This window comes from Allobosea sp. P2_B12 (assembly GCF_056404835.1).
Genome location: NZ_JBFUDG010000017.1, coordinates 37,058 through 56,692, shown reverse-complemented (window position 1 = coordinate 56,692; position 19,635 = coordinate 37,058). Strand labels below are relative to the sequence as shown.

Annotated in this window: 21 protein-coding genes; 8 read left to right on the top strand and 13 right to left on the bottom strand. The window is 67.5% G+C overall.

Annotated features, from left to right (window positions below):
- The first annotated feature begins 81 nt into the window (after positions 1-81).
- Positions 82-1,266: a DNA recombination protein RmuC gene (locus tag AC1DYU_RS25125; protein ID WP_476793999.1), complete on the top strand. Its 1,185-nt coding sequence runs from the start codon at positions 82-84 to the stop codon at positions 1,264-1,266.
- On the opposite strand, the gene AC1DYU_RS25120 is transcribed toward AC1DYU_RS25125, so the two are convergent.
- The 4 genes from AC1DYU_RS25120 to AC1DYU_RS25105 form a co-directional block, all read right to left on the bottom strand.
- A complete protein-coding gene (locus tag AC1DYU_RS25120; RefSeq protein WP_476793998.1) occupies positions 1,267-1,776 on the bottom strand; it encodes an OsmC family protein in 510 nt (169 codons plus the stop codon). It lies immediately after the preceding gene.
- Between the two features lie 94 nt (positions 1,777-1,870).
- A complete protein-coding gene (locus AC1DYU_RS25115) occupies positions 1,871-2,653 on the bottom strand; it encodes an ABC transporter ATP-binding protein (RefSeq protein ID WP_476793997.1) in 783 nt (260 codons plus the stop codon).
- A 13-nt stretch (positions 2,654-2,666) separates the two neighbouring features.
- A complete protein-coding gene (locus AC1DYU_RS25110) occupies positions 2,667-3,425 on the bottom strand; it encodes an ABC transporter permease (RefSeq protein WP_476794022.1) in 759 nt (252 codons plus the stop codon).
- 91 nt (positions 3,426-3,516) lie between these two features.
- Positions 3,517-4,485: an aliphatic sulfonate ABC transporter substrate-binding protein gene (locus AC1DYU_RS25105; RefSeq protein WP_476793996.1), complete on the bottom strand. Its 969-nt coding sequence runs from the start codon at positions 4,483-4,485 to the stop codon at positions 3,517-3,519.
- A 227-nt stretch (positions 4,486-4,712) separates the two neighbouring features.
- Here AC1DYU_RS25105 and AC1DYU_RS25100 point away from each other — a divergent pair, with 227 nt between their 5' ends.
- The 3 genes from AC1DYU_RS25100 to AC1DYU_RS25090 all read left to right on the top strand — a co-directional run bounded on the left by AC1DYU_RS25100 (position 4,713) and on the right by AC1DYU_RS25090 (position 8,906).
- Positions 4,713-7,580, top strand: coding sequence for a [protein-PII] uridylyltransferase (locus tag AC1DYU_RS25100; protein WP_476793995.1), 2,868 nt, complete (start codon positions 4,713-4,715; stop codon positions 7,578-7,580).
- Between the two features lie 93 nt (positions 7,581-7,673).
- Positions 7,674-8,279, top strand: a complete 606-nt coding sequence (gene grpE / locus AC1DYU_RS25095) for a nucleotide exchange factor GrpE (RefSeq protein ID WP_476793994.1) — start codon at positions 7,674-7,676, stop codon at positions 8,277-8,279.
- Positions 8,280-8,282: 3 nt separating this feature from the next.
- Positions 8,283-8,906 carry a trimeric intracellular cation channel family protein gene (locus tag AC1DYU_RS25090; protein ID WP_476793993.1) on the top strand — a complete coding sequence of 208 codons (624 nt, stop codon included), beginning with the start codon at positions 8,283-8,285 and terminating at the stop codon, positions 8,904-8,906.
- Positions 8,907-8,963: 57 nt separating this feature from the next.
- Here the strand turns inward: AC1DYU_RS25090 and AC1DYU_RS25085 are convergent, their stop codons facing one another.
- The 3 genes from AC1DYU_RS25085 to AC1DYU_RS25075 form a co-directional block, all read right to left on the bottom strand.
- Positions 8,964-9,596: an alpha-ketoglutarate-dependent dioxygenase AlkB family protein gene (locus AC1DYU_RS25085; protein ID WP_476793992.1), complete on the bottom strand. Its 633-nt coding sequence runs from the start codon at positions 9,594-9,596 to the stop codon at positions 8,964-8,966.
- Positions 9,597-9,605: 9 nt separating this feature from the next.
- Positions 9,606-10,412: a 4-hydroxy-tetrahydrodipicolinate reductase gene (gene dapB, locus AC1DYU_RS25080; RefSeq protein WP_476794021.1), complete on the bottom strand. Its 807-nt coding sequence runs from the start codon at positions 10,410-10,412 to the stop codon at positions 9,606-9,608.
- A 178-nt stretch (positions 10,413-10,590) separates the two neighbouring features.
- Positions 10,591-11,586, bottom strand: coding sequence for a Tim44 domain-containing protein (locus AC1DYU_RS25075; protein WP_476793991.1), 996 nt, complete (start codon positions 11,584-11,586; stop codon positions 10,591-10,593).
- A 273-nt stretch (positions 11,587-11,859) separates the two neighbouring features.
- On the opposite strand from AC1DYU_RS25075, the gene AC1DYU_RS25070 reads away from it, so the two are divergent.
- Entirely contained in the window at positions 11,860-12,132 is a 273-nt protein-coding gene (locus AC1DYU_RS25070) for a hypothetical protein (protein WP_476793990.1), read from the top strand.
- Between the two features lie 329 nt (positions 12,133-12,461).
- Here the strand turns inward: AC1DYU_RS25070 and AC1DYU_RS25065 are convergent, their stop codons facing one another.
- Together AC1DYU_RS25065 and AC1DYU_RS25060 are read right to left on the bottom strand one after the other, a co-directional pair.
- Positions 12,462-13,706 (bottom strand): amidase, encoded by a 1,245-nt coding sequence (locus tag AC1DYU_RS25065; RefSeq protein WP_476793989.1) that lies wholly within the window; start codon positions 13,704-13,706, stop codon positions 12,462-12,464.
- A 1-nt stretch (position 13,707) separates the two neighbouring features.
- On the bottom strand, positions 13,708-13,935 hold the full coding sequence (locus AC1DYU_RS25060; protein ID WP_158483161.1) for a DUF2798 domain-containing protein: 228 nt from the start codon (positions 13,933-13,935) through the stop codon (positions 13,708-13,710).
- A 193-nt stretch (positions 13,936-14,128) separates the two neighbouring features.
- On the opposite strand from AC1DYU_RS25060, the gene AC1DYU_RS25055 reads away from it, so the two are divergent.
- Positions 14,129-15,301, top strand: a complete 1,173-nt coding sequence (locus tag AC1DYU_RS25055; protein ID WP_476793988.1) for an extensin-like domain-containing protein — start codon at positions 14,129-14,131, stop codon at positions 15,299-15,301.
- A 27-nt stretch (positions 15,302-15,328) separates the two neighbouring features.
- On the opposite strand, the gene mepA is transcribed toward AC1DYU_RS25055, so the two are convergent.
- Positions 15,329-16,279 (bottom strand): penicillin-insensitive murein endopeptidase, encoded by a 951-nt coding sequence (gene mepA, locus AC1DYU_RS25050; RefSeq protein WP_476793987.1) that lies wholly within the window; start codon positions 16,277-16,279, stop codon positions 15,329-15,331.
- A 154-nt stretch (positions 16,280-16,433) separates the two neighbouring features.
- Between mepA and AC1DYU_RS25045 the strand changes: the two genes are divergently transcribed.
- Both AC1DYU_RS25045 and AC1DYU_RS25040 read left to right on the top strand, forming a co-directional pair.
- Entirely contained in the window at positions 16,434-17,429 is a 996-nt protein-coding gene (locus AC1DYU_RS25045) for a tripartite tricarboxylate transporter substrate binding protein (RefSeq protein WP_158483159.1), read from the top strand.
- 169 nt (positions 17,430-17,598) lie between these two features.
- Positions 17,599-17,772 carry a DUF3309 family protein gene (locus AC1DYU_RS25040; RefSeq protein ID WP_158483158.1) on the top strand — a complete coding sequence of 58 codons (174 nt, stop codon included), beginning with the start codon at positions 17,599-17,601 and terminating at the stop codon, positions 17,770-17,772.
- 88 nt (positions 17,773-17,860) lie between these two features.
- Here AC1DYU_RS25040 and lhpI read toward each other — a convergent pair whose 3' ends face one another.
- The 3 genes from lhpI to ihfB all read right to left on the bottom strand — a co-directional run bounded on the left by lhpI (position 17,861) and on the right by ihfB (position 19,608).
- Complete coding sequence (gene lhpI / locus AC1DYU_RS25035; protein WP_476793986.1) at positions 17,861-18,811, bottom strand: bifunctional Delta(1)-pyrroline-2-carboxylate/Delta(1)-piperideine-2-carboxylate reductase; 951 nt, start codon at positions 18,809-18,811, stop codon at positions 17,861-17,863.
- Entirely contained in the window at positions 18,811-19,149 is a 339-nt protein-coding gene (locus tag AC1DYU_RS25030) for a LapA family protein (RefSeq protein WP_158483156.1), read from the bottom strand. The genes lhpI and AC1DYU_RS25030 overlap by 1 nt, the downstream gene beginning before the upstream one ends.
- Before the next feature lie 174 nt (positions 19,150-19,323).
- Entirely contained in the window at positions 19,324-19,608 is a 285-nt protein-coding gene (gene ihfB / locus AC1DYU_RS25025; RefSeq protein ID WP_158483155.1) for an integration host factor subunit beta, read from the bottom strand.
- Positions 19,609-19,635: the final 27 nt, after the last annotated feature.

The following is a 19,635-nucleotide window of genomic DNA, read 5'->3' as shown; positions in this document are numbered from 1 at the left end:
GACATAAGCTCTTGCGTGCAGTCGGTCAAACTGTTCCGCTTTCGTTCGAATTGATTCACCCGAATCGGCTAAGCTCTCCCCATGAAAGAGATCGCCTTCATCCTGCTCGACCGCCCCGTGACATGGGCCGAGGCCGCTTTGGGCTTCGCTGTCCTGAGCCTCGGCTTGCTCGTCATCGTCGCGCTCTCCGCCTGGCGCGGCGGCCGGGGCCGCGCGCTGGAGGCGGCGATCGCCGCCGAGCGCGCCCGCGAGATGGACGACAAGGTCGCGGAGATGAACCGGCTGCAGTCCGAACTGACCGGACGGATGCAGTCCATGGCCGAGATCCTGTCGACGCGGCAGGGCGATCTGGCGCGGCTCGTCGCCGACCGGATGGACGGCCTGCGCCATCAGGTCGGCCAGGGACTGGAGCAGAACGTCCGCCAGACCTCGGAAAGCCTCGGCAAGCTGCAGGAGCGGCTGGCCGTGATCGATTCGGCACAGAAGAACCTGACCGACCTGACCTCTGAAGTGGTGACGCTGAAGGACGTGCTCTCCAACAAGCAGGCGCGCGGCGCCTATGGCCAGGGCCGGATGGAGGCGATCATCCGCGACGGTCTGCCCGCGGCGTTCTTCGCCTTCCAGCCGCAGCTCTCCAATGGCCGGCGGCCGGACTGCATGGTGACCCTGCCGGGCGACGGGCGCGGACTGGTGATCGACGCCAAGTTCCCGCTGGAGAGCTTCACGCTGCTGCGCGAGGCGCGCGGCGACGAGGCGCGCAAGGCTGCCGGGATCCGCGTCCGCAACGATGTCGGCGTCCATGTGAAGGACATTGCCGAGCGCTATTTCCTGCCCGGCGAGACGCAGGACATGGCGCTGCTCTTCGTGCCGTCGGAATCGATCTATGCCGATCTGCACGAGCATTTCGACGACGTCATCCAGAAGGCGCATCGCGCCCGGATCATGATCGTCTCGCCATCGCTGCTGGCGCTGGCGATCCAGCTGATGCAGTCGCTGGTGCGCGACGCCCGCATGCGCGAGGAGGCGCAGGTGATCCAGAGCGAGGTCGGCAAGCTGCTCGTCGATGTCCGGCGGCTGGGCGAACGGGCCGAGAAGCTCGACCAGCATTTCCGCCAGACCCAGGACGACGTCGCCGGAATCCGCACCTCAGCCGGCAAGATCACGGGCCGAGGCGAGCGTATCGTGGCGCTGGAGTTCGACGATGCGAAGGCCGAGCCGACGCTGCCCTTCGCGGAGGGGTTAGCGCTGAAGAACGCGGCGGAGTGATCAGCTAACCGACAGCGTCGCCGACAGCTCCGGCTTCACATTCAGCGTCTGGAACACGACGCAGTAGCGCTCGGTCAGCTTCAGCAGGGCGTCGAGCTTCTCCTGCGGGGCGTCGGTCTCGACCTCGAAGGAGAGCCGGATCGCCTTGAAGCCGACGGCTGCATCCCTGGCGACGCCGAGGGTGCCGCGGAAGTCGAGATCGCCCTCCGCATGGACGATGCCCTTCTTCAGCTCGATCTCGAGCGCGGTCGCGACCGCCTTCAGCGTGACGCCGGCGCAGGCGACCAGCGCCTCCAGCAGCATGTCGCCCGAGCAGAGTTCGGCACCGGTGCCGCCCGTAGCCGGATGCAGGCCGGCGAGCGCGATGGCGCGGCCGGTCTCGACCTTGCAGGCGATATGCTGGTCGTCGAGCTCGCCACGGGCCTTGAGCGTGACGACCGCGGCATCGGGATCGGTGCGGTAGGCATCCTTGAGCGGAGCCTGAAGAGCGCGAAGGGCGGTGACGTCCATGGTCGGGAACCTCGGATTCAGATGGGCCTGTCGGGATGGCTGATAGAGCCTTGCGCGGCCGCAGACCATCGCAAAGCGAGCGAGGGGCGAGACATCACCACCACATCCCCGCCGTCTCGGCCGTCTTCTGCTGATGCGGGGCTTCGTCGCGCAGCGAGCGGTCGAGGCTGCGCAAGACCTCGCGCTTGGCGGCGTCGAAGGCCGGCGAGAGCCGGTCGCGCGGGCGGGCGAGCGGGTTGTCGAACTCGTCGAAGATGCGGCCGGGCTTGGGCTGCATCACCACGATGCGATCGGCCAGCGTCACCGCCTCCTCAACGTCATGGGTCACCATCACCATGGTCGGGCGGCTCTCGGCCCAGAGTGCCAGGAGATGGCCGTGCAGGCTCGCCCGCGTGGTGGCGTCGAGCGCCGAGAAGGGCTCGTCCATCAGGAGCAGCTTCGGCCGCGTCACCAGCGCGCGTGCGATCGCGACGCGCTGCTGCTGGCCGCCGGAGAGTTCGCGCGGCCAGCGCCCGTCATGGCCGGCAAGGCCGACCCGGACGAGCGCGTTGGTGACCAATCCCTCGCGCTCGAAGGCCGAGAGATGCGACAGGCCGAAGCCGACATTCTCGGCCACCGAGAGCCAGGGAAACAGGCGCGGCTCCTGGAAGATGACGCCGACATCGGCGCGCGGCACGGTGATGGTCTCGCCGTTCAGAAGGATGCGCCCGGCGCTCGGACGGTCCAGCCCGGCGATCAATCGCAGCAGCGTGGTCTTGCCGCAGCCGGAGCCGCCGACCAGCGCCAGGATCTCGCCCGGCGCGACGTCGACGGTGACGGCCGAGAGCGCCTGCGTGCCGTCGGCATAGGTTTTCGACAGGGTCTCGAAGCTCAGCATCGAGGGCGACTTTCTAGAGTTTGTCGCGGGCCGTATCCTGCCAGGCGAGGACCGGTCGCGTCAGGGCGACGAGGAGCCCATCCGCCAGCTTGCCGAGCACGGCAAAGCTGATGATGGCCGCGATGATGGTGTCGGGACGGCCAAGCTGCTGGCCGTCCACCAGGAGGTAACCGAGGCCCTCGCTCGCGCCCATGATCTCGGCTGCGACCACGAACATGAAGCCGAGCCCCAGGCCCGAGCGCAGCGCCGTGATCCAGTCCGGCAGGATCGCCGGCAGCAGCACCCGCCGGACCATCGCCAGCCGGCCGAGCCGGAAGACGCGGCCAACCTCGACGATCTTGCGGTCGATGCCCTGGATCGCGGCGGCGACGCCGAGATAGACCGGGAAGAACACGCCGACCGCGATCAGCGCGACCTTCGAGGCCTCGAAGATGCCGAGCCAGAGGATGAAGAGCGGCACCCAGGCGATCGAGGGGATGGCGCGCAAGGCCTGAAGCGTGGGATCGAGCAGGCCGCGCGCCACCGGCAATGCGCCGGTCACCGCGCCGAGCAGCGTGCCTGCCGCCGCGCCGAGGCCGAAGCCCGCCGCGACCCGCCAGAGCGTCGCCATCGCATGGGTGAGCAATTCACCCGATGCCGCGAGGCTCCAGAGCGTTCTGCCGACCACGCTTGGCGGCGGCATCAGCCGGCCGTTGGCGAGGCCGGCCTTGACCGCGATCTCCCACAGGACCGCCAGCAGAATCGGCAAGGCGAAGCCGGCGAGCGCGAGCATCCCGCGGCGCGGCCTTGGGCGGGAGGGGCCGCCGCGCTCGCCGGCACCGGCCGTCTCGACGCCGAGCGCGCTCATCGAACCCTGTGCCGCCTCAGTTCGTGGCGGCGAAGCGGCGGTCGAGCAGATCGTCGACCACGGCCTTCACATCCGTGGTCGCAGGCAGCACGCCCGCTTCCTTGAGCGCGAGGCCGGCGGCGATGATCGTCTCGGCCTGGGCCTGGCCGATCGTCGAATGGGTCAGTTCGGTGCGGATGAGCTGGCGCTCGATCACGGCATCCGAGAGCTTGGTATAGGCCACCAGCGTCTTCTTCAGCTCGGCCGGGTTGGCCAGCGAATAGGCGCGCGCCTCCTCATAGGCCGCCAGAACCTTGCGGACGAGAGTCGGGTTGTCCTTGGCGAAGGCTTCGCGGACGTTCAGCACACCCCAGGTGTTGTCGGCGGCCTTGCGATGGAACAGCTTGGCGCCACTCTCGACTTCGGCTGCGGCCATCAGCGGGTCGAGCCCGGCCCAGGCGTCGACATCGCCACGCTCCAGTGCGAGGCGCCCGTCGGCGTGCTGCAGCAGGACGAGCTTGACGTCCTTCTCGGTCAGCTTGGCATCGGTCAGAGCGCGGACCAGGAAGATATGCGGGTCGGTGCCACGGGTGACGGCGACGCGCTTGCCCTTGAGGTCGGAGACCTTGGTGATGTCGCTCTTGGCGCCGGTGACGAGCGCGGTCCATTCAGGTCGCGAATAGACATAGATCGACTTGATCGGGTTGCCGTTGATCTTGCCGATCAGAGCGGCAGCGCCAGCCGTCGAGCCGAAATCGATCGAACCGGCATTGAGGAATTCGAGCGCCTTGTTGGAGCCGGCCGAGAGGACCCAGCGGACGGTGATGCCGTCTGCGGCGAGCGCCTTCTCGAGGATGCCACTGTCCTTCAGGACGAGGCTGACGGGATTATAGGTCGCGTAATCGACCCGGATTTCTTTGGGCGCCTGAGAGAAGGCCTGACCGGCGGTGAAAGCGAGCGAGGCGGCGGCAAGGCCGGCGACGGCGAGGCGGCGGGTGATGGTCATCGGTGGTTCCCTTTCGATGCGCGAAGGGACCAGGCGACAGAAATGCGCCCACACCCCACGCTTTAGCTGCACTTGTTTCGCGCCCGCAAGCGGGTGGCTCAAATCGGCGCGTATCCGTCTTGTAGGTCTATTCGTTCTGTATGTCAAACAGAACGAATAGGGATGTTGAATGATATATTCCACATATTTTTTTCGCTTAATGAAAGCGCTTTGCGAATCCCCCTCGCATGCTAACCAGCGAAGACGGCCTTTGCGCCGATCGACGTCAGCAATCGAGGTCAGGCTTGGTGTCATCCGTCGCCGATCACCCGGCACTCGAGCTCGGCTCCGTGCTGGAGTCCCCCCAGCGCGCCGTCGCCCATCTGCTTGAGAATGCCGGCGGCAATACTGTCGAGACCCGCAGCCAGCTCGTGGCCGGGCTGCGCGCGGTGCTCGACCAGGGGCACGTCTCGGCGCGCGAGCTGCTGAAGCGGCCACGTCACGGGTTGGTCTGCGCACAGCATCTCTCGGCGGTGATGGACGGCGTCGTCGGCTGCCTGCATGTCGCTGCGACCGAGCATTTCTATCCGGCGCTCAACCCGTCCCAATCGGAACGCATCGCCGTGGTCGCGGTCGGCGGCTATGGCCGTGGCACGCTGGCGCCGGGCTCGGATGTCGATTTGCTCTTCCTCTTCCCGCACAAGCAGACCGCTTGGGGCGAGAGCGTGGTCGAGGCGATGCTCTATCCGCTCTGGGATCTGAAGCTCAAGGTCGGCCATTCCGTGCGCTCGATCGATGACTGCGTGCGCGAGGCGCGGGCCGACATGACGATCCGCACGGCGCTGCTCGAGGCCCGCTTCATCGCCGGCGATGCACTGCTGTTCCACGACATGGTGCGCCGTTTCGGCGCCGAGGTGATCGAGGGCACGGCACCGGCCTTCACCGAGGCCAAGCTGCAGGAACGCGAGACCCGCGTCCGGCGCGCCGGCACCTCGCGCTACCTCGTCGAGCCCAACGTCAAGGACGGCAAGGGCGGTTTGCGCGATCTCAACACGCTGTTCTGGATCGCGAAATACGCCTACCGCGTCAACGATGTACGCGAACTCGTGGCCGCCGGCCTGTTCGACCGCAAGGAACTGCTGATGTTCCAGCGCTCGGAGGAGTTTCTCTGGCGCGTGCGCTGCTGGCTGCACTTCATCACCGGCCGGGCCGAGGAACGGCTGTCCTTCGACCTGCAGCGCCAGGTGGCTGCCGCGATCGGTTATGCCGGTCGCAGCGGCCAGGCGCCGGTCGAGCGCTTCATGAAGGCATACTTCCTCGTCGCCAAGGATGTAGGCGACCTGACCGCGATCGTCTGCGCGGCGCTGGAGGCGCGCCAGCAGAAGCCGCGCGCCTCGCTGTCGCGCCTGCTTGGCTCGTTTGCCAAGCGCAAGCGCGTACGCGCCCTGGGGCACCCGGATTTCACGCTGAAGAGCCAGCGCCTGAACGTGATCGATCCCGACGCCTTCCGCCGCGATCCGGTCAACCTGCTGCGGCTCTACGAGATCGCCAGCCGCGACGACCTCGCCATCCACCCCGATGCCAGCCGGCTGGTGACGCAGTCGCTGCGGCTGGTCACGCCGCCACTGCGCAACGACCCCGACGCGAACCGGATCTTCCTGGAGATCCTGACGGCCCGGCGCTCGCCGGAGGCCGTGCTGCGGCGGATGAACGAATCCGGGCTGCTCGGCAAGTTCGTGCCCGATTTCGGGCGCGTCGTGGCGATGATGCAGTTCAACATGTATCACCACTACACGGTCGATGAGCATCTGATCCGCGCCATCGGCGTGCTCGCCGAGATCGATGCCGGCGTGCTCGAAACCGAGCATCCTCTCGCCAACGAGATCATGCCGACGATCACCAACCGGCGGGCGCTCTATATCGCGCTGTTCCTGCACGACATCGCCAAGGGGCGGATCGAGGATCATTCGATCGCGGGCGCCAGGATCGCGCGCAAGCTCGGGCCGAGGCTGGGCCTCACCGAGGGACAGACGGAAACCGCCGCCTGGTTGGTCGAGCATCATCTGGACATGTCGACCGTCGCGCAGAGCCGCGACCTCGGCGACCCGAAGACGATCGAGAGCTTCGCCGCGACCGTGCAAACGCTGGAACGGCTGAAGCTGCTGCTGGTGCTGACGGTCGCCGACATCAAGGCGGTCGGTCCCGGCGTCTGGAACGGCTGGAAGGGCCAGCTTCTGCGCACGCTCTACTACGAGACCGAGATCGTGCTCGCCGGCGGCTATTCGGTGATCGAGCGCAAGGCGCGGGTAGAGAAGAAGCAGGACGCCCTGAAGGAACGCCTCTCCGACTGGCCGGCCGCCGAGCGCGACGCCTATCTGGCGCGGCACTACCCGGCCTACTGGATCAAGGTCGATGTCGGCCAGCAGGAAAAGCATGCGCGCTTCCTGCGCCAGGCGGAAGCAGAGGGCCGCACCACCGCGACGCTGGTCGAGACCGACCGGTTCCGCGGCGTGACCGAACTCACCATCCTAGCGCCCGACCATCCGCGCCTGCTCGCCATCGTCACCGGCGCCTGCGCGGCGGCCGGCGGCAACATCGTCGATGCGCAGATCTTCACCACGACGGACGGGCTCGTGCTCGACACGATCTCGGTCTCGCGCGCCTTCGACATGGATGACGACGAACTGCGCCGGGCCGAGCGGATCGCAGCCGCCATTGAGCGCGCGCTGAAGGGCGAGATCAAGATCGCCGATCTCGTCGCGCAGCGCCGCGCCCCGCCGCAGCGCGGCCAGACCTTCCAGGTTGCGCCGGAGGTCATCATCGACAATGTCCTGTCGGCCCGCCACACCGTGCTGGAGGTCGCCGGGCTCGATCGGCCGGGGCTGCTCTACGACCTCACCACCGCGATCGGGAAGCTCAACCTCAACATCGCCTCGGCGCACATCGCGACCTTTGGCGAGAAGGCCGTCGACGTGTTCTACGTCACCGACCTGACCAACGCTAAGATCGTCTCGACCGCGCGGCAATTGACGATCCGCCGGGCTCTGCTCGATGTCTTCGGTCCCGACGCCGAGAAGGCGCATGCAGCCAAGGCCAAGACGGCCGCGCGTGCTTGATTTAACCCGGCATAAGCCCGATATCGGCCACGAACGCAGCCTGCATCGCCCGTCTTTGCAGGCCGCCACGCCTTGTCAGAATTGGATCACGCCATGACGCAGAATCCTGCGACGGAAAACCCGAACGCCGAGCCTTTGGTCGACGAGTCCGCGCCCCAGTCCCCCGAGGAGATCATCCAGGCCAATTTCGCCAGGATCGAAGCCGAGCGCGACGACCTCAAGGACAAGCTGCTGCGCACGCTTGCCGACATGGAGAATTTGCGCCGGCGCACCGAGCGCGAGATCACTGACGCCAAGGCCTATGCCGTGACGAGCTTTGCCCGCGACCTGCTGGGCTCGGCCGACAATCTGCGCCGGGCGCTGGAAAGCCTGCCCGAGACGGCGCGCGCAGCCGAGGAACCCGCTCTGAAGGCCCTGATCGAGGGCGTCGACCTGACCGAGCGCGACCTGCTGAAGACACTGGAGCGCCATGGCGTGCGCAAGATCGACCCCCAGGGCGAAAAGTTCGATCCGAACATGCATCAGGCGATGTTCGAGGCGCCCGATCCGGACATCGCGAAAGGTCTGGTTTCGAAGGTCGTGCAGTCCGGCTACAAGATCGGCGAACGTGTACTGCGGCCGGCGCTGGTCGGCATCTCGGCCGGGGCCCCGAAGCCCCCGGCAGCGGAGGACGGAAACACGCCGCCAGCCGGCCACTGAGCCGTGCTTGAGGCCGCCGGCGTCGCCGTCTTCGCGCTCACCGGCGCCCTCGTCGCCGCCCGCAAGGGCATGGACCCGTTCGGCTTCATCCTGCTCGCCACCACGACCGGCGTCGGCGGCGGCACGCTGCGCGATCTGCTGCTGGGCCGGACCGTGTTCTGGGTGCAGGCTCCCTCCGACGTCATCCTTTGCAGCGGCGTCGCGCTCACGGCCTGGGTCATCGCCTATCGCCGGCCGACAGCTCTCGACGGCTGGGGCGCCAAGCGCCTGCTGATCTGGGCCGATGCGGCGGGGCTTGCGCTGTTTGCCGTCTCCGGGACGCAGAAGGCGCTCGCCGCCGGTGTGCCGATGCTGTCGGCGGTCGCGCTCGGGGCCATGACCGCCTCCTTCGGCGGCATCCTGCGCGATATCCTCGCCGGCGACCGCGCCACGGTGCTGTGGAGCCGGGATTTCTACGTCACGGCCGCTGCGGCGGGCGCCGCCGCGACAGCGCTGCTGACGCATTTCGGCTTCGGCCCGATGCCGGTCTTGGCTGGCGGGCTTGCGGCCGGATTTGGCCTGCGGGCCGGCTCGATCCTGCTGGGCTGGTCGTTTCCGAGCCTGCCGGGAGCGGATGCAGGCAAGTAGTCGTCATTCTCGCCGTAGCGAAGCGGAGAGCCGAGACTCTCGGGCATGAGACTCGGGTCAAGCCCGAGCATGACGTGGATCAGTCACCCGCCGCAAGGTCAGGTTGATCCGTCCGCCCTGCGGCAGCAGCACCGACGAACCCGACAGGATACGGTCGATGCCGTGATAGGCCAGCCGCGCCTCACCGCCAAAGAGCAGCGCATCGCCCGAGGCGAGTTTCAGCGACATGGTCTTGCCGCCACGCTGGACGCCGCCGATCCGGAAGACCGCCGTATCGCCGAGCGAGAGCGAGAGGACAGGTGCGTCGAAGTCCTGCTCGTCGCGATCCTGATGCAGGCCCATCCTGGCGCTGGCTTCGTAGAAATTCACCAGGCAGGCTTCGGGCGGATGCGGGTAGCCCGCGAGTTCCTGCCAGGCGCGCGAAAGCACGGCCGGCATCGACGGCCAGGGCTCACGGGTCAGGGGATGCAGCGGCTGGTAGCGATAGCCGGCCTCGTCCGACACCCAGCCGAGCACACCACAATTGGTCATGCGAACCGAGAAGGGCTTGCCGGTCTTGGGCATGCGCGGCTGGAAGAAGGGCGCCAGGCGCGCCACCTCGCGCAGATCGGCCACCAGCGCGGCCTGTTCCTCAGGCGACAGATAGCCCGGCCAGTGGACGACGCCGGGTGCGACGGCGAGCCGCGTCATCGGGCCGCCTCACAAGGCATCGAGGCCGAGCACATCGGTCATCGAATACAGGCCGGGCTTGCGCCCCCTGCCCCAGAGCGCAGCCTTGACCGCGCCTTGTGCGAACAACCCGCGATCCTCGGCGACATGGCTGAGTTCGAGCCGCTCGCCGGCGCCGGCGAAGATGACCTTGTGGTCGCCGACGACGGTGCCGCCACGCAATGCGGCAAAGCCGATCGTGCCAGGCGCGCGCGCGCCGGTGTGGCCGTCGCGGACCGCGACGCGCTGCTGGGCCAGATCGACCGCCCGCCCTCCGGCCGCCGCCTCGCCCAGCAGGACGGCCGTGCCTGATGGCGCATCGACCTTCATGCGGTGATGCATCTCGACGATCTCGATGTCCCATTCGGTGCCCAGCGTCGCCGCGACCTTGCGCACGAGCGCCGCGAGCAGGTTGACGCCGAGGCTCATATTGCCGGAGCGGATGATCGCGGCATGGCGGGCGGCGGCTTCAAGCTTCGCCAGATGCTGCGGCTCCAGGCCGGTGGTGCCGACGATATGGGCTATGCGGGCCTGGGCGGCGAGCACGGCGAAGGCAACCGTCGAATCGGGCGTGGTGAAGTCGAGCACGCCTTCGGCCTCGACGAAGGCCGGCAGCGCGTCGTCGCTGACCAGCACCCCGGTCGCAGGCAACCCCGCCAGCACGCCGGCATCCTGGCCGAGCAGCGGTGAGCCGGGCCGCTCGATCGCGGCCGACAGCACACAGCCCGGCGTCTCGAGAATCGTCTTGATCAGCATCCGGCCCATGCGGCCGGCGGCACCGACGACGACGAGGCGCATATCGGACATGGTGGCAGACTCCGGCAATGGGGGACGCAAGCATCAGGGCGGCGTCGCCCCCCTGCCGACGACGCATGGTCGCCTATAGGACGGATCGCGGCGCCGGAACACCCGAAACCACGCAACGAAAAACGGCCGGGTTGCCCCGGCCGTTCTCCATTATTCACTCGATGGTAGATCAGGCGGCCTGCTGGATGCCCGAGAGCTTCCAGGCGCCGCCGCGCGAGCGGACGAAGGTCCAGTGCTCCGTGACCTCCTGCGGGGCGGTCGCATTGCCGTCGATGATCTTGCCGCTGGCGCGCTCGTAGAGCGCGTTGATCAGGCTGAAGCGCATCGCGACGGTGGCGAAATCGAAACCGTCCTCGTTCCAGGCTTCCGAGAGATCACCCTGCAGCAGCTTCACGTCGGAGACGCGGTCGACCAAGCCCTTGCGGGCATTGCCCGACAGATCCTCGTCGAAATAGCCGAACATCTCAGGCGTGACGCGCTGGCGCAGACCAGCTTCGTCCTCGTTCGAATAGGCCGCGTTGACCTCGCCGAGCAGGCGCTCGAAGGCGCTGAAATCCTCGCCCGAAAGCTCGATCGGCGTGGTCTGCGGCGCGGCAGCGGGACGGCCCATTCCGCCACCCACGGCACCACCTGCCATGGCGCCCATGCGGGCACCGGGCTGCGGCTGGGACATCTCGCGCGGCATCGGCGCACCGGCGCCGGCGAATTGCGGCTCGGAGCGGCGACGGAAGAAGCGCAGCGCCAGCCAGATCGCGCCACCGATCAGGGCGATCTGAAGCAGGAAGCCAAACATGCCGGCGAGCGAAGCAAGACCGCTGAAGAAGCCAGCGCCCGAGAGCATGCCGAACAGGCCGGCACCCAGAAGACCGGCGCCGAGGCCCATCATCAGGTTGCGCGCCATCGACGGCCGGGCAGCCTGGGCGGCGGCAGCGCCTGCGGCAGCAGGAGCGGCCTGCGTCGGCGACGGCGTCGCGCTGCGCTGGAAGGGCTGGGCTCCGTTAGGTGCGGTGTCGGTGCGGGCGGGCGCGGATTCAGTGCGCGAGCCACGGCTTCCGAACGCCTTGCCGCCACCGGGACGCGCCTCGGCGAGAACGGGGACCAGCAAAAGCGCGCCGGCGACGACAGCGACGACACGGCCACGACGGGCGAGCGAAATCAGAGACATGGTTCCTCCCGGAGCCCCCCTTGGGCTCTCTTTGCAGGAATATGGCCCATGCGGGCGTCTTCCGCAAGGTCGAGCCAACTAAGCATTTGCGATATAACAATAATCTATAAATATAGCGACACTGGGCGGATATGGCGCTTCATGCTAGACTGGAGGTCTGGCCGTTGCACTGGGTTTTAAGTTGCGCGGGAGTCAACCGTGACCGCGATTGCGCCCGGACTTCACGACACAAGACGCAGGCCGCCACAGCCTGCTGAAGCGTCATCGCGTTTCTTGGCGTCATGGCGCGGCCTGGCTGTGGCGCTGGTGGTCATCGTCTCTTTCGCGGCCAATGTGCAGGCAGGCGAGCCCGCCATCGCGCTCGACCCGCCCCGGCTGGCGCAGGCGCCGGAGCCGCTGTGCTTCTGCTGGAACGACGGCCGCAAGATCGCCGAAGGCGCCGCAGCCTGCATCCGCACCACCCAGGGGCGCCGTCTCGCGCAATGTGGCCGGGTCATCAACATGATGTCCTGGCAGGTCACCGAAACGCCCTGCCCGGAAAGCTGACCGCCCGGCCCGCGCAGAAAAGCAAACGCCGCCGGGAGGACGTCCCGACGGCGTGGCTTAAGGCTCTAGTGGTCCCTGCGACTCGAGACTGACGTCAGTCAGAACGCTCCCAGAACGATCGCCATCATGAAAACGAAGGCCGCACCCATGACCAATCGGTCGAGACGTAGCGTGAGGCTCATCACACCCTCCTTTGTCATTGACCTGACACAACGCTAGCAGAACTGGCGGCGGCTGCAAGGGGGCAGAAGCGTGGCGGGCTGGCGGCGGAGCCAACAGTATCCTTAAATGTCGGTTAAACCATTGAATAGTTTTGGGGATAACCTCGGCTACGCCGCTGCTTCCACAAGCTTTTCCAGACCCTTCGCCACGGCAATGACATGGTCGTCGCTGCCGAACCCGCCAATGATCTGCACGCTCGCCGGCAGACCACGCGGACCGCGCATCAGCGGCACGGTCACGCAGGGCACCCCGAGCAGCGTCCAGAGCCGGTTGAAGCGGGAATCGCCGGTGGATTCGAGCGTATCGGGCGCCTCGCCGGGGGCGGCATAGCTGACCACGACATCGACCTCGGCGAAGAATCCGCGGGCGGCGTCGCGGCCCCGGCGCGAGAGGCGGCGTGCCTCATCATATTGTTTGGGCGTCGTCGCGCGGGCGGCGTCGAGATAGGCGCGCAGTTTAGGCGGCAGGGCGTCGCGATGAACTGCGTATTCCCAGGCGAGAGCCTGCGTGGCCTCGTAGTCCTGCAGCGGGCCATGGCCGTGGAAGGCCTCGGCCAGCGCGGTCGAGCCATCATGGGGAACAAGCGTCGCGCCCGCGGCGGCGGCGAGTTCCTCGAAACGCCGCAGCGCCGCTGCAGAAGCCGGCTCGGGCTCGCCAGCATAGGCCTGGTGGTGGATGCCGATGCGCAGCCCAGACAGGCTCGCGGCGGTCGCATCAAGCTCCGGGCGGCCGGTGATCGCCGCCAGCGCGAAACCGACATCGTCGGCGCTCGCCGCCATCAACCCCAACGTATCGAGCGACCAGGAAAACGGCTTCACGCCGACGGTGGGCAGGAGCGCATAGGACGGCTTGATTGCCGCGACGCCGCAATAGGCGGCGGGCCGGATCACCGAGCCGCCGGTCTGCGTGCCGAGCGCGAGCGGGATCATGCCAGCGGCGACGGCCGCCGCAGAGCCGGCAGAGGAGCCGCCGGGGCTCGCCGTCAGGTCGTGCGGATTATGCGTCGGCGCCGGGTCGAGGAAGGCGAAGGCAGTCGTATGGGTCTTGCCGGCGACGGTCGCGCCGGCCGCCTTCAGCGCCATGACGATCGGTGCATCGGCACGCGGGCGCCAGTCGTCATAGATCGAGGAGCCCATCCGCGTCGACAGGTCGGCGGTGTCGATGATGTCCTTGACGCCACAGGCGATACCGGCGAGCAGGCCGATGCCGGGCAGTAGCGTGTCCGGGCGGCTGGCAAAGGCCTTGATCTGAGGTTCGTGCTCCGCGATGCGAGCCGCGCTCACGGCGAGGGCATCCGCAGAGGTGATCTCGCCGCGTTCGATGCGGTTCAGGATGTCGCGCAGGCTCTGCATGTCACTCTCCGATGACGCGGACGATCAGCGCCGTCGCGCGGCGCGCAACGGGAATGGCGATGAAGGCCGCGCCCGCGGCGCAGGGCCAGGCGACCGCGAAGGCCTCGAGCCAGCGGCGTACGAAATTGGGCGGCAAGCCCAGATTGAGCCAGGTCACCAGGGCCGTCATCAGGAAGGCCATGATGCCCGCCATCAGAACCGGAAAGATGAAACGTGCCTTGCCGGTCATGCCGTCAGATTCCCAAAAGGTCGGTCGCCTGTCTGGCATGGCGGGCCTTGCGCGGGAAGTCGGGCCGGTGGTTAACGGGTCTGCGCCCCAGGTAAGCAGCCGTTAACTGCGGCTCCAAAGTTAATCCGGCTGTGTCGCCGCGGGCTCACCCGGTTGAGAAACCGTTCACGAAACGGGTCGCATTTGATCGGTCATGCGACGCGCTCATCTCGCCCTCATCGCTCTCGGCCTGCTTGGCTCCGGCCTTGCCGGCTGCGGCCAGTTCCAGAAACCGCAGCGTGCCGCCTGGCGCGACCAGGCGGAAGCCGCTTGCCTGGCCTCGCGCCAGGTGCAGCTCTCGGCCTATGTCAGCCTGCGCGGCAAGCCGATCGACGGACCCGGCACCTGCGGCATGGAAAAGCCGTTGAAGGTCGCAGCCTTCGCCGATGGCGGCATCGGCTTGACCAGTTCCGCCACCCTGTCCTGCCCGGTGGTCGCGACGACCGACAAGTGGCTCGCCGAGGTGGTGCAGCCGGCCGCGCAGAATGTGCTCGGCGCGCAGGTCATCGAGATGCGCGCCGGCTCCTATTCTTGCCGCGCCATGAACAACGGCACCGGCACCAGCCGCACCTCCGAGCATGCCTTCGGCAACGCCGTCGACGTGTTCTCCTTCAGGCTGAACGACGGCCGCAACATCACGGTCAAGGACGGCTGGCGCGGTTCGCCGGAGGAGCAGAACTTCCTGCGCGAGGTCTTCGTCGGCGCCTGCCAGCATTTCTCGACCGTGCTGGGCCCCGGCGCCGACATGTTCCACTACGACCACTTCCATATCGATCTGGCGCGGCATTCCAAAGGCCGCCACATCTGCAAGCCGATCATCAAGTACACGCCGAACTACAACCTGCCGCCACCGGATCCGGCACGGCCCTATTCGATGGCGCAGCCGGCGTTGCGCGAGAGCGCTCCGGCCATGGTCGCGAGCGGAGGCGGCTTGCTGCGCCAACCAGCGGGCGGCATGCGTCCGCCGGGCGCGGTGCAGGGCGGCTATCCCGTCGCGAGCCACGCGGGCCAAGGTGTCGGGGGCCAAGGTCTTGGCGGACAAGGGCTGGAAAGCCAGCGGCGCTTCCTCGAAGAGTATGACAACAGGCCGCTCAACCCGCCGCGCTCGAACCGGGCCGGTTCCGTCCAGCCCGAATCCTTGCCGAGCGAGCAGCGCGGCCCGCTGATGCTGCCAGGCTCGGTGCCGCCGACCGAAGAGATGATCCTCGGCGATGACGAAGGCACAGGCGTGCTCGATCAGGAGGGCTACGATCAGGCACAACCCGCGATCACGCCGCAGCGCGATCCGTTCGCCTATGGCGCCGGGCGGACGACGCCGCGGCGTTAAGGAGACCGCTTGCGCCCCGGCGTGATTTTACCGCGACACCAGCACCTGCCGGCACTCGTCCGGCAGCGCATCGAGCGACATCGGCGGCTTGGGCTTCGGCGGCGGGCCGTTGCGGGGCGGCTTCGGCGGCGCGAAGATCGCGGCACGCTGGCGTTCGATCCAGCCCGTGAGCTCGTCGCCGCAGCCGTCGCCGAAATTGGGCGGCTCCTGGCCGCTGCAACTCGCCATCCCCGCCGGGCAGCTCATGCGGATGTGAAAATGGTAGTTGTGGCCCCAGATCGGTCTGACCTTGTTCAGCCATGAGCGGTCCGTCCCGGCCTCCCGGCAGAGCGCGACCTTCAACGCCGGATTGACGAAGATGCGCTCGACCCGGGGCTCGCTGGCTGCGGCCTTGATCAGCTTGGTATGGGCCGACGTCCAGTGCTTCGGATCGACGTCGCGCCAGTCGGCGCGGGCCATGTTGACCGCCGGCATGTTCTCGCGCGCCTCGCTGTCGAGCTTGGTGCGCGGCATTGGCGTCAGCCAGAGATCGGCGTCGAGCCCGATCTGGTGCGAGGCGTGACCGGTCAGCATCGGCCCACCGCGCGGCTGCGAGATGTCGCCGACGAGGAGCCCTGGCCAGCTGTTGATCCTGGGCACCTCTCGTGCGAGCTGCTCGAGATAGTCGATCAGGACCGGGTGACCCCAGTTCCGGTTGCGAGCGAGCCGCATCACCTGCCAGCTCGGGCCGTCCACAGGCAGCGCGGTGGCGCCAGCCAGGCAGCCGCGCGCATAGGAGCCGATCGCACGCGCCTGCATGCTGGCCGGAGCCGTCTTCTGACCAAAAAGCGCGCGGGCAGCCTCAGGGAAGGCCGCGATATTGGCAGCGCGGCGCTTGGCTTCCTCATCGGCGGTCGACTGGGCATGCCCCAAAGCGGGCGCGAGCGCCGCGATCAGGAGCACGGAAGCGGCGGCGATTCGGCGGTTCAGGGCGAGCATCGGCACAGAATCGCCGTGGCCTGCGCCAAAGGTCAAGCTCGGGACCGACGATTTGCCGATGGACAAGCCGCCAATGAGGCGGCAGCTTCGGGATACGCGCCAGCCGGACGATCAAGATCCGGGACCCAGCGCGCCTCCGGGAGGAAGACGGATCATGACGGATATCAGGATCGACCGCCGCGCGCTGCTCGGCGGTCTGGCGGCGACGCTGGCTACCCCCGGATTCGGGCAGGGTGCTGCCTGGGCCCAGGGCGCCTGGCCGCAAGGGCGCACGCTCAAGCTCGTCGTGCCCTTCCCGCCCGCCGGCGCGACCGATGTGCTTGCGCGGCTGGTCGCCGACAGGCTCGGCCAGGCATGGGGCACCAATTTCGTCGTCGAAAACCGGGCCGGCGCCGGCGGTAATATCGGTACCGACGTCGTCGCCAAGGCGGAGCCGAACGGCGACACGATCCTGATCGTCTCGGTCGGCCTCGCCACCAACCAGTATCTCTATCCGAAGCTGAACTACGACCCGGTCAAGGACCTCGCGCCGATCACCATGGTCGCGCTGGTGCCGAACCTGCTCGTCGTCAACAAGGATGTGCCGGCCAACACCGTCGCCGAGCTGATCGCCTACGCCAAAGCCAATCCGGGCAAGCTGACCTATGGCTCTTCGGGCGTCGGCACTTCGGTGCATCTCTCGGGCGAGTATTTCCAGAAGCTAACCGGCACGAAGATGGTGCATGTGCCCTATCGCGGCACGGCCCAGGCCACGCAAGACCTGATCGGCGGGCGGATCGACCTGATCTTCGACAACATCACCCAGGCGCTGCCGCATGTCCGCGCGGGCTCGATCCGCAGCCTCGGCATCACCACCGCCAAGCGTTCGGCCGCGGCGCCCGAATTCGCACCGATCGCCGAGACCGTTCCGGGCTTCGACGTATCCTCATGGTTTGCGCTGTTCGCGCCCGCCCGCACGCCCCAAGCGGTCATCGACAAGATCCAGGCCGACACTAAGACGGGGCTCGCCGACCCGACGCTGCGCGCCAAGATGGACACGCTCGCAGCCGAGCCGGTGGGCAATACGCCCGCCGAACTGGGGGCTTTCCTGCAGGCCGAGATGAAGAAATGGGGCGATCTGATCAAGGAGATCGGGATCAAGGCAGAGTAAGGTTCGCGCGGCCGGGGCGACATCCGGGCATGGGCTGACGGGCCCCTGTGAAAGCATGAAAAGAGAAGCCGTCATCGGCGCTTGCGCGCGGAACTTGCCGTGTGCCCGTGGCGTTGCCCTTCCACAACCGTCGCGGCGATCCTGCGACGCAGCGTAAAGGGGTTTCGCCATGTCCACCCTCGTCATCGTTCTGCTCGTCATCCTGCTGCTCGGCGGCGGCGGATATTACGGCCATCGCTCCTATGGCAATACCGGCCTCGGCGGCGTCCTGGGTCTTGCCCTGGTCGTCTTCCTGGTGTTGTGGCTGATGGGCGCGATCGGCGGCGCGCCGATCCGGGTTTGAGGAGCCCGTGAGGCTCCGGCCGTGCGCGCTGAGTTGGCTCGCGAAAGCCAGCCAGCCTTGCCGTTAGCCCTGGCAGGCCAGATCGCCCTCACGCGGCGGGCCGGTTGTCCCACACCGCAATGGCAACCGCGAGGTCCTCAAGCGAGACACCGACCGACTTGAACAGCGTGATCTCGCCGCCTTCCGCATGGCCGGCGATGCGGCCATGGCAGAGATCGGCCAGCGTGCCTGCGATCCTGTCGACGGAATAGCTGCCCTCTTCGATCGCGATCGCGATGTCGCCGCCCTCGTCGATAGCCTTGGCGGAATCGACGACGACGCGGGCGCGATCGAGCGCGTCGGCATCGGCCTCCCGCATCTGCATGGTGAAGGCGCCGACGAGGTCAAGATGGGCGTCGCGCTTGAGCCAGCGGCCATGGATCAGCGGCTCGCTCGCATTGGTGGCGCAGGAGATGATGTCGGCCGTGCGCGCCTCGCCCTCGAGATCGGTCACGGCCCGCGCCTCGATGCCATCGCCGGCGAGTTGGGCAACCACCGCCTCGGCCGCCTCCGGGCGGCGTGCCCAGATCGCGACGTCGGTCAGCGGGCGGACCGCGCGATGCGCCTTGATCAGGAAGGGTGCGAGCCCGCCGGCGCCGACCATCAGCATCTTGCTGGCCGTCGGGTTCGCCAGGAAACGGGCGGCAAGCGCAGACGCCGCAGCCGTGCGCCACAGCGTCAGCCGGGTGCCGTCCATCACCGCCAGCGGCTCGCCGGTGGCACCATTCATCAAGAGATAGGCGCCCATGACGCCGGGCAGGTTGCGCGTGCCATTGCCGAAGAACACGGAGACGATCTTGGTGCCGATATAAGGCGTCTCGCTACCAGGCGCGCTCCAGGCCGGCATGATCAGCAGGACAGCTTCCTCGCCGGGACGCTCGATTGGGTGATGCGTGCGCGGCGGCACGACGGCATCACCGCGAAAGGCATCGGCGAGGGTGTCGATCAGTCCCGGAAAAGTCAGCGCGGCATCGATGTCGGCGGGTCCGAAAAGCCGCATCAGCCACGCCCGTTGGTCAGCGCCGGCAAGGCGGAATCGGGCACGGCGGCACGCAGCATCTGCGTCTCCGAACGCAGCGTGTCGGCTTCACGGCGGTTGCGGCGAGCGGCCTTGCGATGCTTGCCCTGCGCCAGCCATGATGCGAGCCCCCCGATCAGCACGCCGACGGCCAGCGCCGCCAGGACGACGGCGAAGAGCGGCACGTCGAAGGCAAAGACGGGTGCATCGCGGCTGATCGGATCGAAGGAGACTCGCACGGCAGCCCGGTTCGCGACCGAAAACAGCACGACCGCCAGCGCAATCGGCACAAGCACAAGGGCCTTGAAGAAGGATTTCATCGCAGTTCCCTTACGAGGTCGCTCGATCGTGGCGCCCGTCAACTCACCCGCGCGATCTTTAGATACCCTCGACGGCAATCCGGACAAGGAGCGAGGCTACGCCAATTCGCAATCCCTTGAATGGCGCCGGAATCCTGCGGTGGTTTCCGGCTTTCGACCTTCCTGCGCCCTGAATTACGCCTTGCCGTTCAGCCTCAGGCGCAGTTCCTTGCCGGTCTTGAAGACGGGGACGAACTTCTCCTCGACCTCGACCGCATCGCCGGTCCGGGGATTGCGGCCGACGCGGGCGGAGCGCGCCTTTCGGGAGAAGGCGCCGAAGCCCCGCAACTCGACCCTGTCACCACGCGAGAGCGCCTTGACGACCTCGTCGAGGATCGCCGTGACGATATTCTCGATATCGCGCTGATAGAGATGGCTGTTGCGCTCGGCGATGCGTTGAACAAGTTCTGATTTAATCATCGTTGCAATATAACCGCTTGTATCAAC

Coding starts and splice junctions, on each gene's coding strand:
- AC1DYU_RS25040 (WP_158483158.1), top strand. CDS start 17,599: ATGTCCACCCTCGTCATCGTTCTGCTCGTCATCCTGCTGCTCGGCGGC.
- lhpI (WP_476793986.1), bottom strand. CDS start 18,811: ATGCGGCTTTTCGGACCCGCCGACATCGATGCCGCGCTGACTTTTCCG.
- AC1DYU_RS25065 (WP_476793989.1), bottom strand. CDS start 13,706: ATGCAGAGCCTGCGCGACATCCTGAACCGCATCGAACGCGGCGAGATC.
- AC1DYU_RS25105 (WP_476793996.1), bottom strand. CDS start 4,485: ATGACCATCACCCGCCGCCTCGCCGTCGCCGGCCTTGCCGCCGCCTCG.
- AC1DYU_RS25075 (WP_476793991.1), bottom strand. CDS start 11,586: ATGTCTCTGATTTCGCTCGCCCGTCGTGGCCGTGTCGTCGCTGTCGTC.
- AC1DYU_RS25055 (WP_476793988.1), top strand. CDS start 14,129: ATGCGACGCGCTCATCTCGCCCTCATCGCTCTCGGCCTGCTTGGCTCC.
- AC1DYU_RS25115 (WP_476793997.1), bottom strand. CDS start 2,653: ATGCTGAGCTTCGAGACCCTGTCGAAAACCTATGCCGACGGCACGCAG.
- AC1DYU_RS25030 (WP_158483156.1), bottom strand. CDS start 19,149: ATGAAATCCTTCTTCAAGGCCCTTGTGCTTGTGCCGATTGCGCTGGCG.
- dapB (WP_476794021.1), bottom strand. CDS start 10,412: ATGCGCCTCGTCGTCGTCGGTGCCGCCGGCCGCATGGGCCGGATGCTG.
- AC1DYU_RS25085 (WP_476793992.1), bottom strand. CDS start 9,596: ATGACGCGGCTCGCCGTCGCACCCGGCGTCGTCCACTGGCCGGGCTAT.
- AC1DYU_RS25100 (WP_476793995.1), top strand. CDS start 4,713: ATGCTAACCAGCGAAGACGGCCTTTGCGCCGATCGACGTCAGCAATCG.
- AC1DYU_RS25125 (WP_476793999.1), top strand. CDS start 82: ATGAAAGAGATCGCCTTCATCCTGCTCGACCGCCCCGTGACATGGGCC.
- grpE (WP_476793994.1), top strand. CDS start 7,674: ATGACGCAGAATCCTGCGACGGAAAACCCGAACGCCGAGCCTTTGGTC.
- AC1DYU_RS25045 (WP_158483159.1), top strand. CDS start 16,434: ATGACGGATATCAGGATCGACCGCCGCGCGCTGCTCGGCGGTCTGGCG.
- AC1DYU_RS25110 (WP_476794022.1), bottom strand. CDS start 3,425: ATGCTCGCGCTCGCCGGCTTCGCCTTGCCGATTCTGCTGGCGGTCCTG.
- AC1DYU_RS25120 (WP_476793998.1), bottom strand. CDS start 1,776: ATGGACGTCACCGCCCTTCGCGCTCTTCAGGCTCCGCTCAAGGATGCC.
- AC1DYU_RS25060 (WP_158483161.1), bottom strand. CDS start 13,935: ATGACCGGCAAGGCACGTTTCATCTTTCCGGTTCTGATGGCGGGCATC.
- ihfB (WP_158483155.1), bottom strand. CDS start 19,608: ATGATTAAATCAGAACTTGTTCAACGCATCGCCGAGCGCAACAGCCAT.
- mepA (WP_476793987.1), bottom strand. CDS start 16,279: ATGCTCGCCCTGAACCGCCGAATCGCCGCCGCTTCCGTGCTCCTGATC.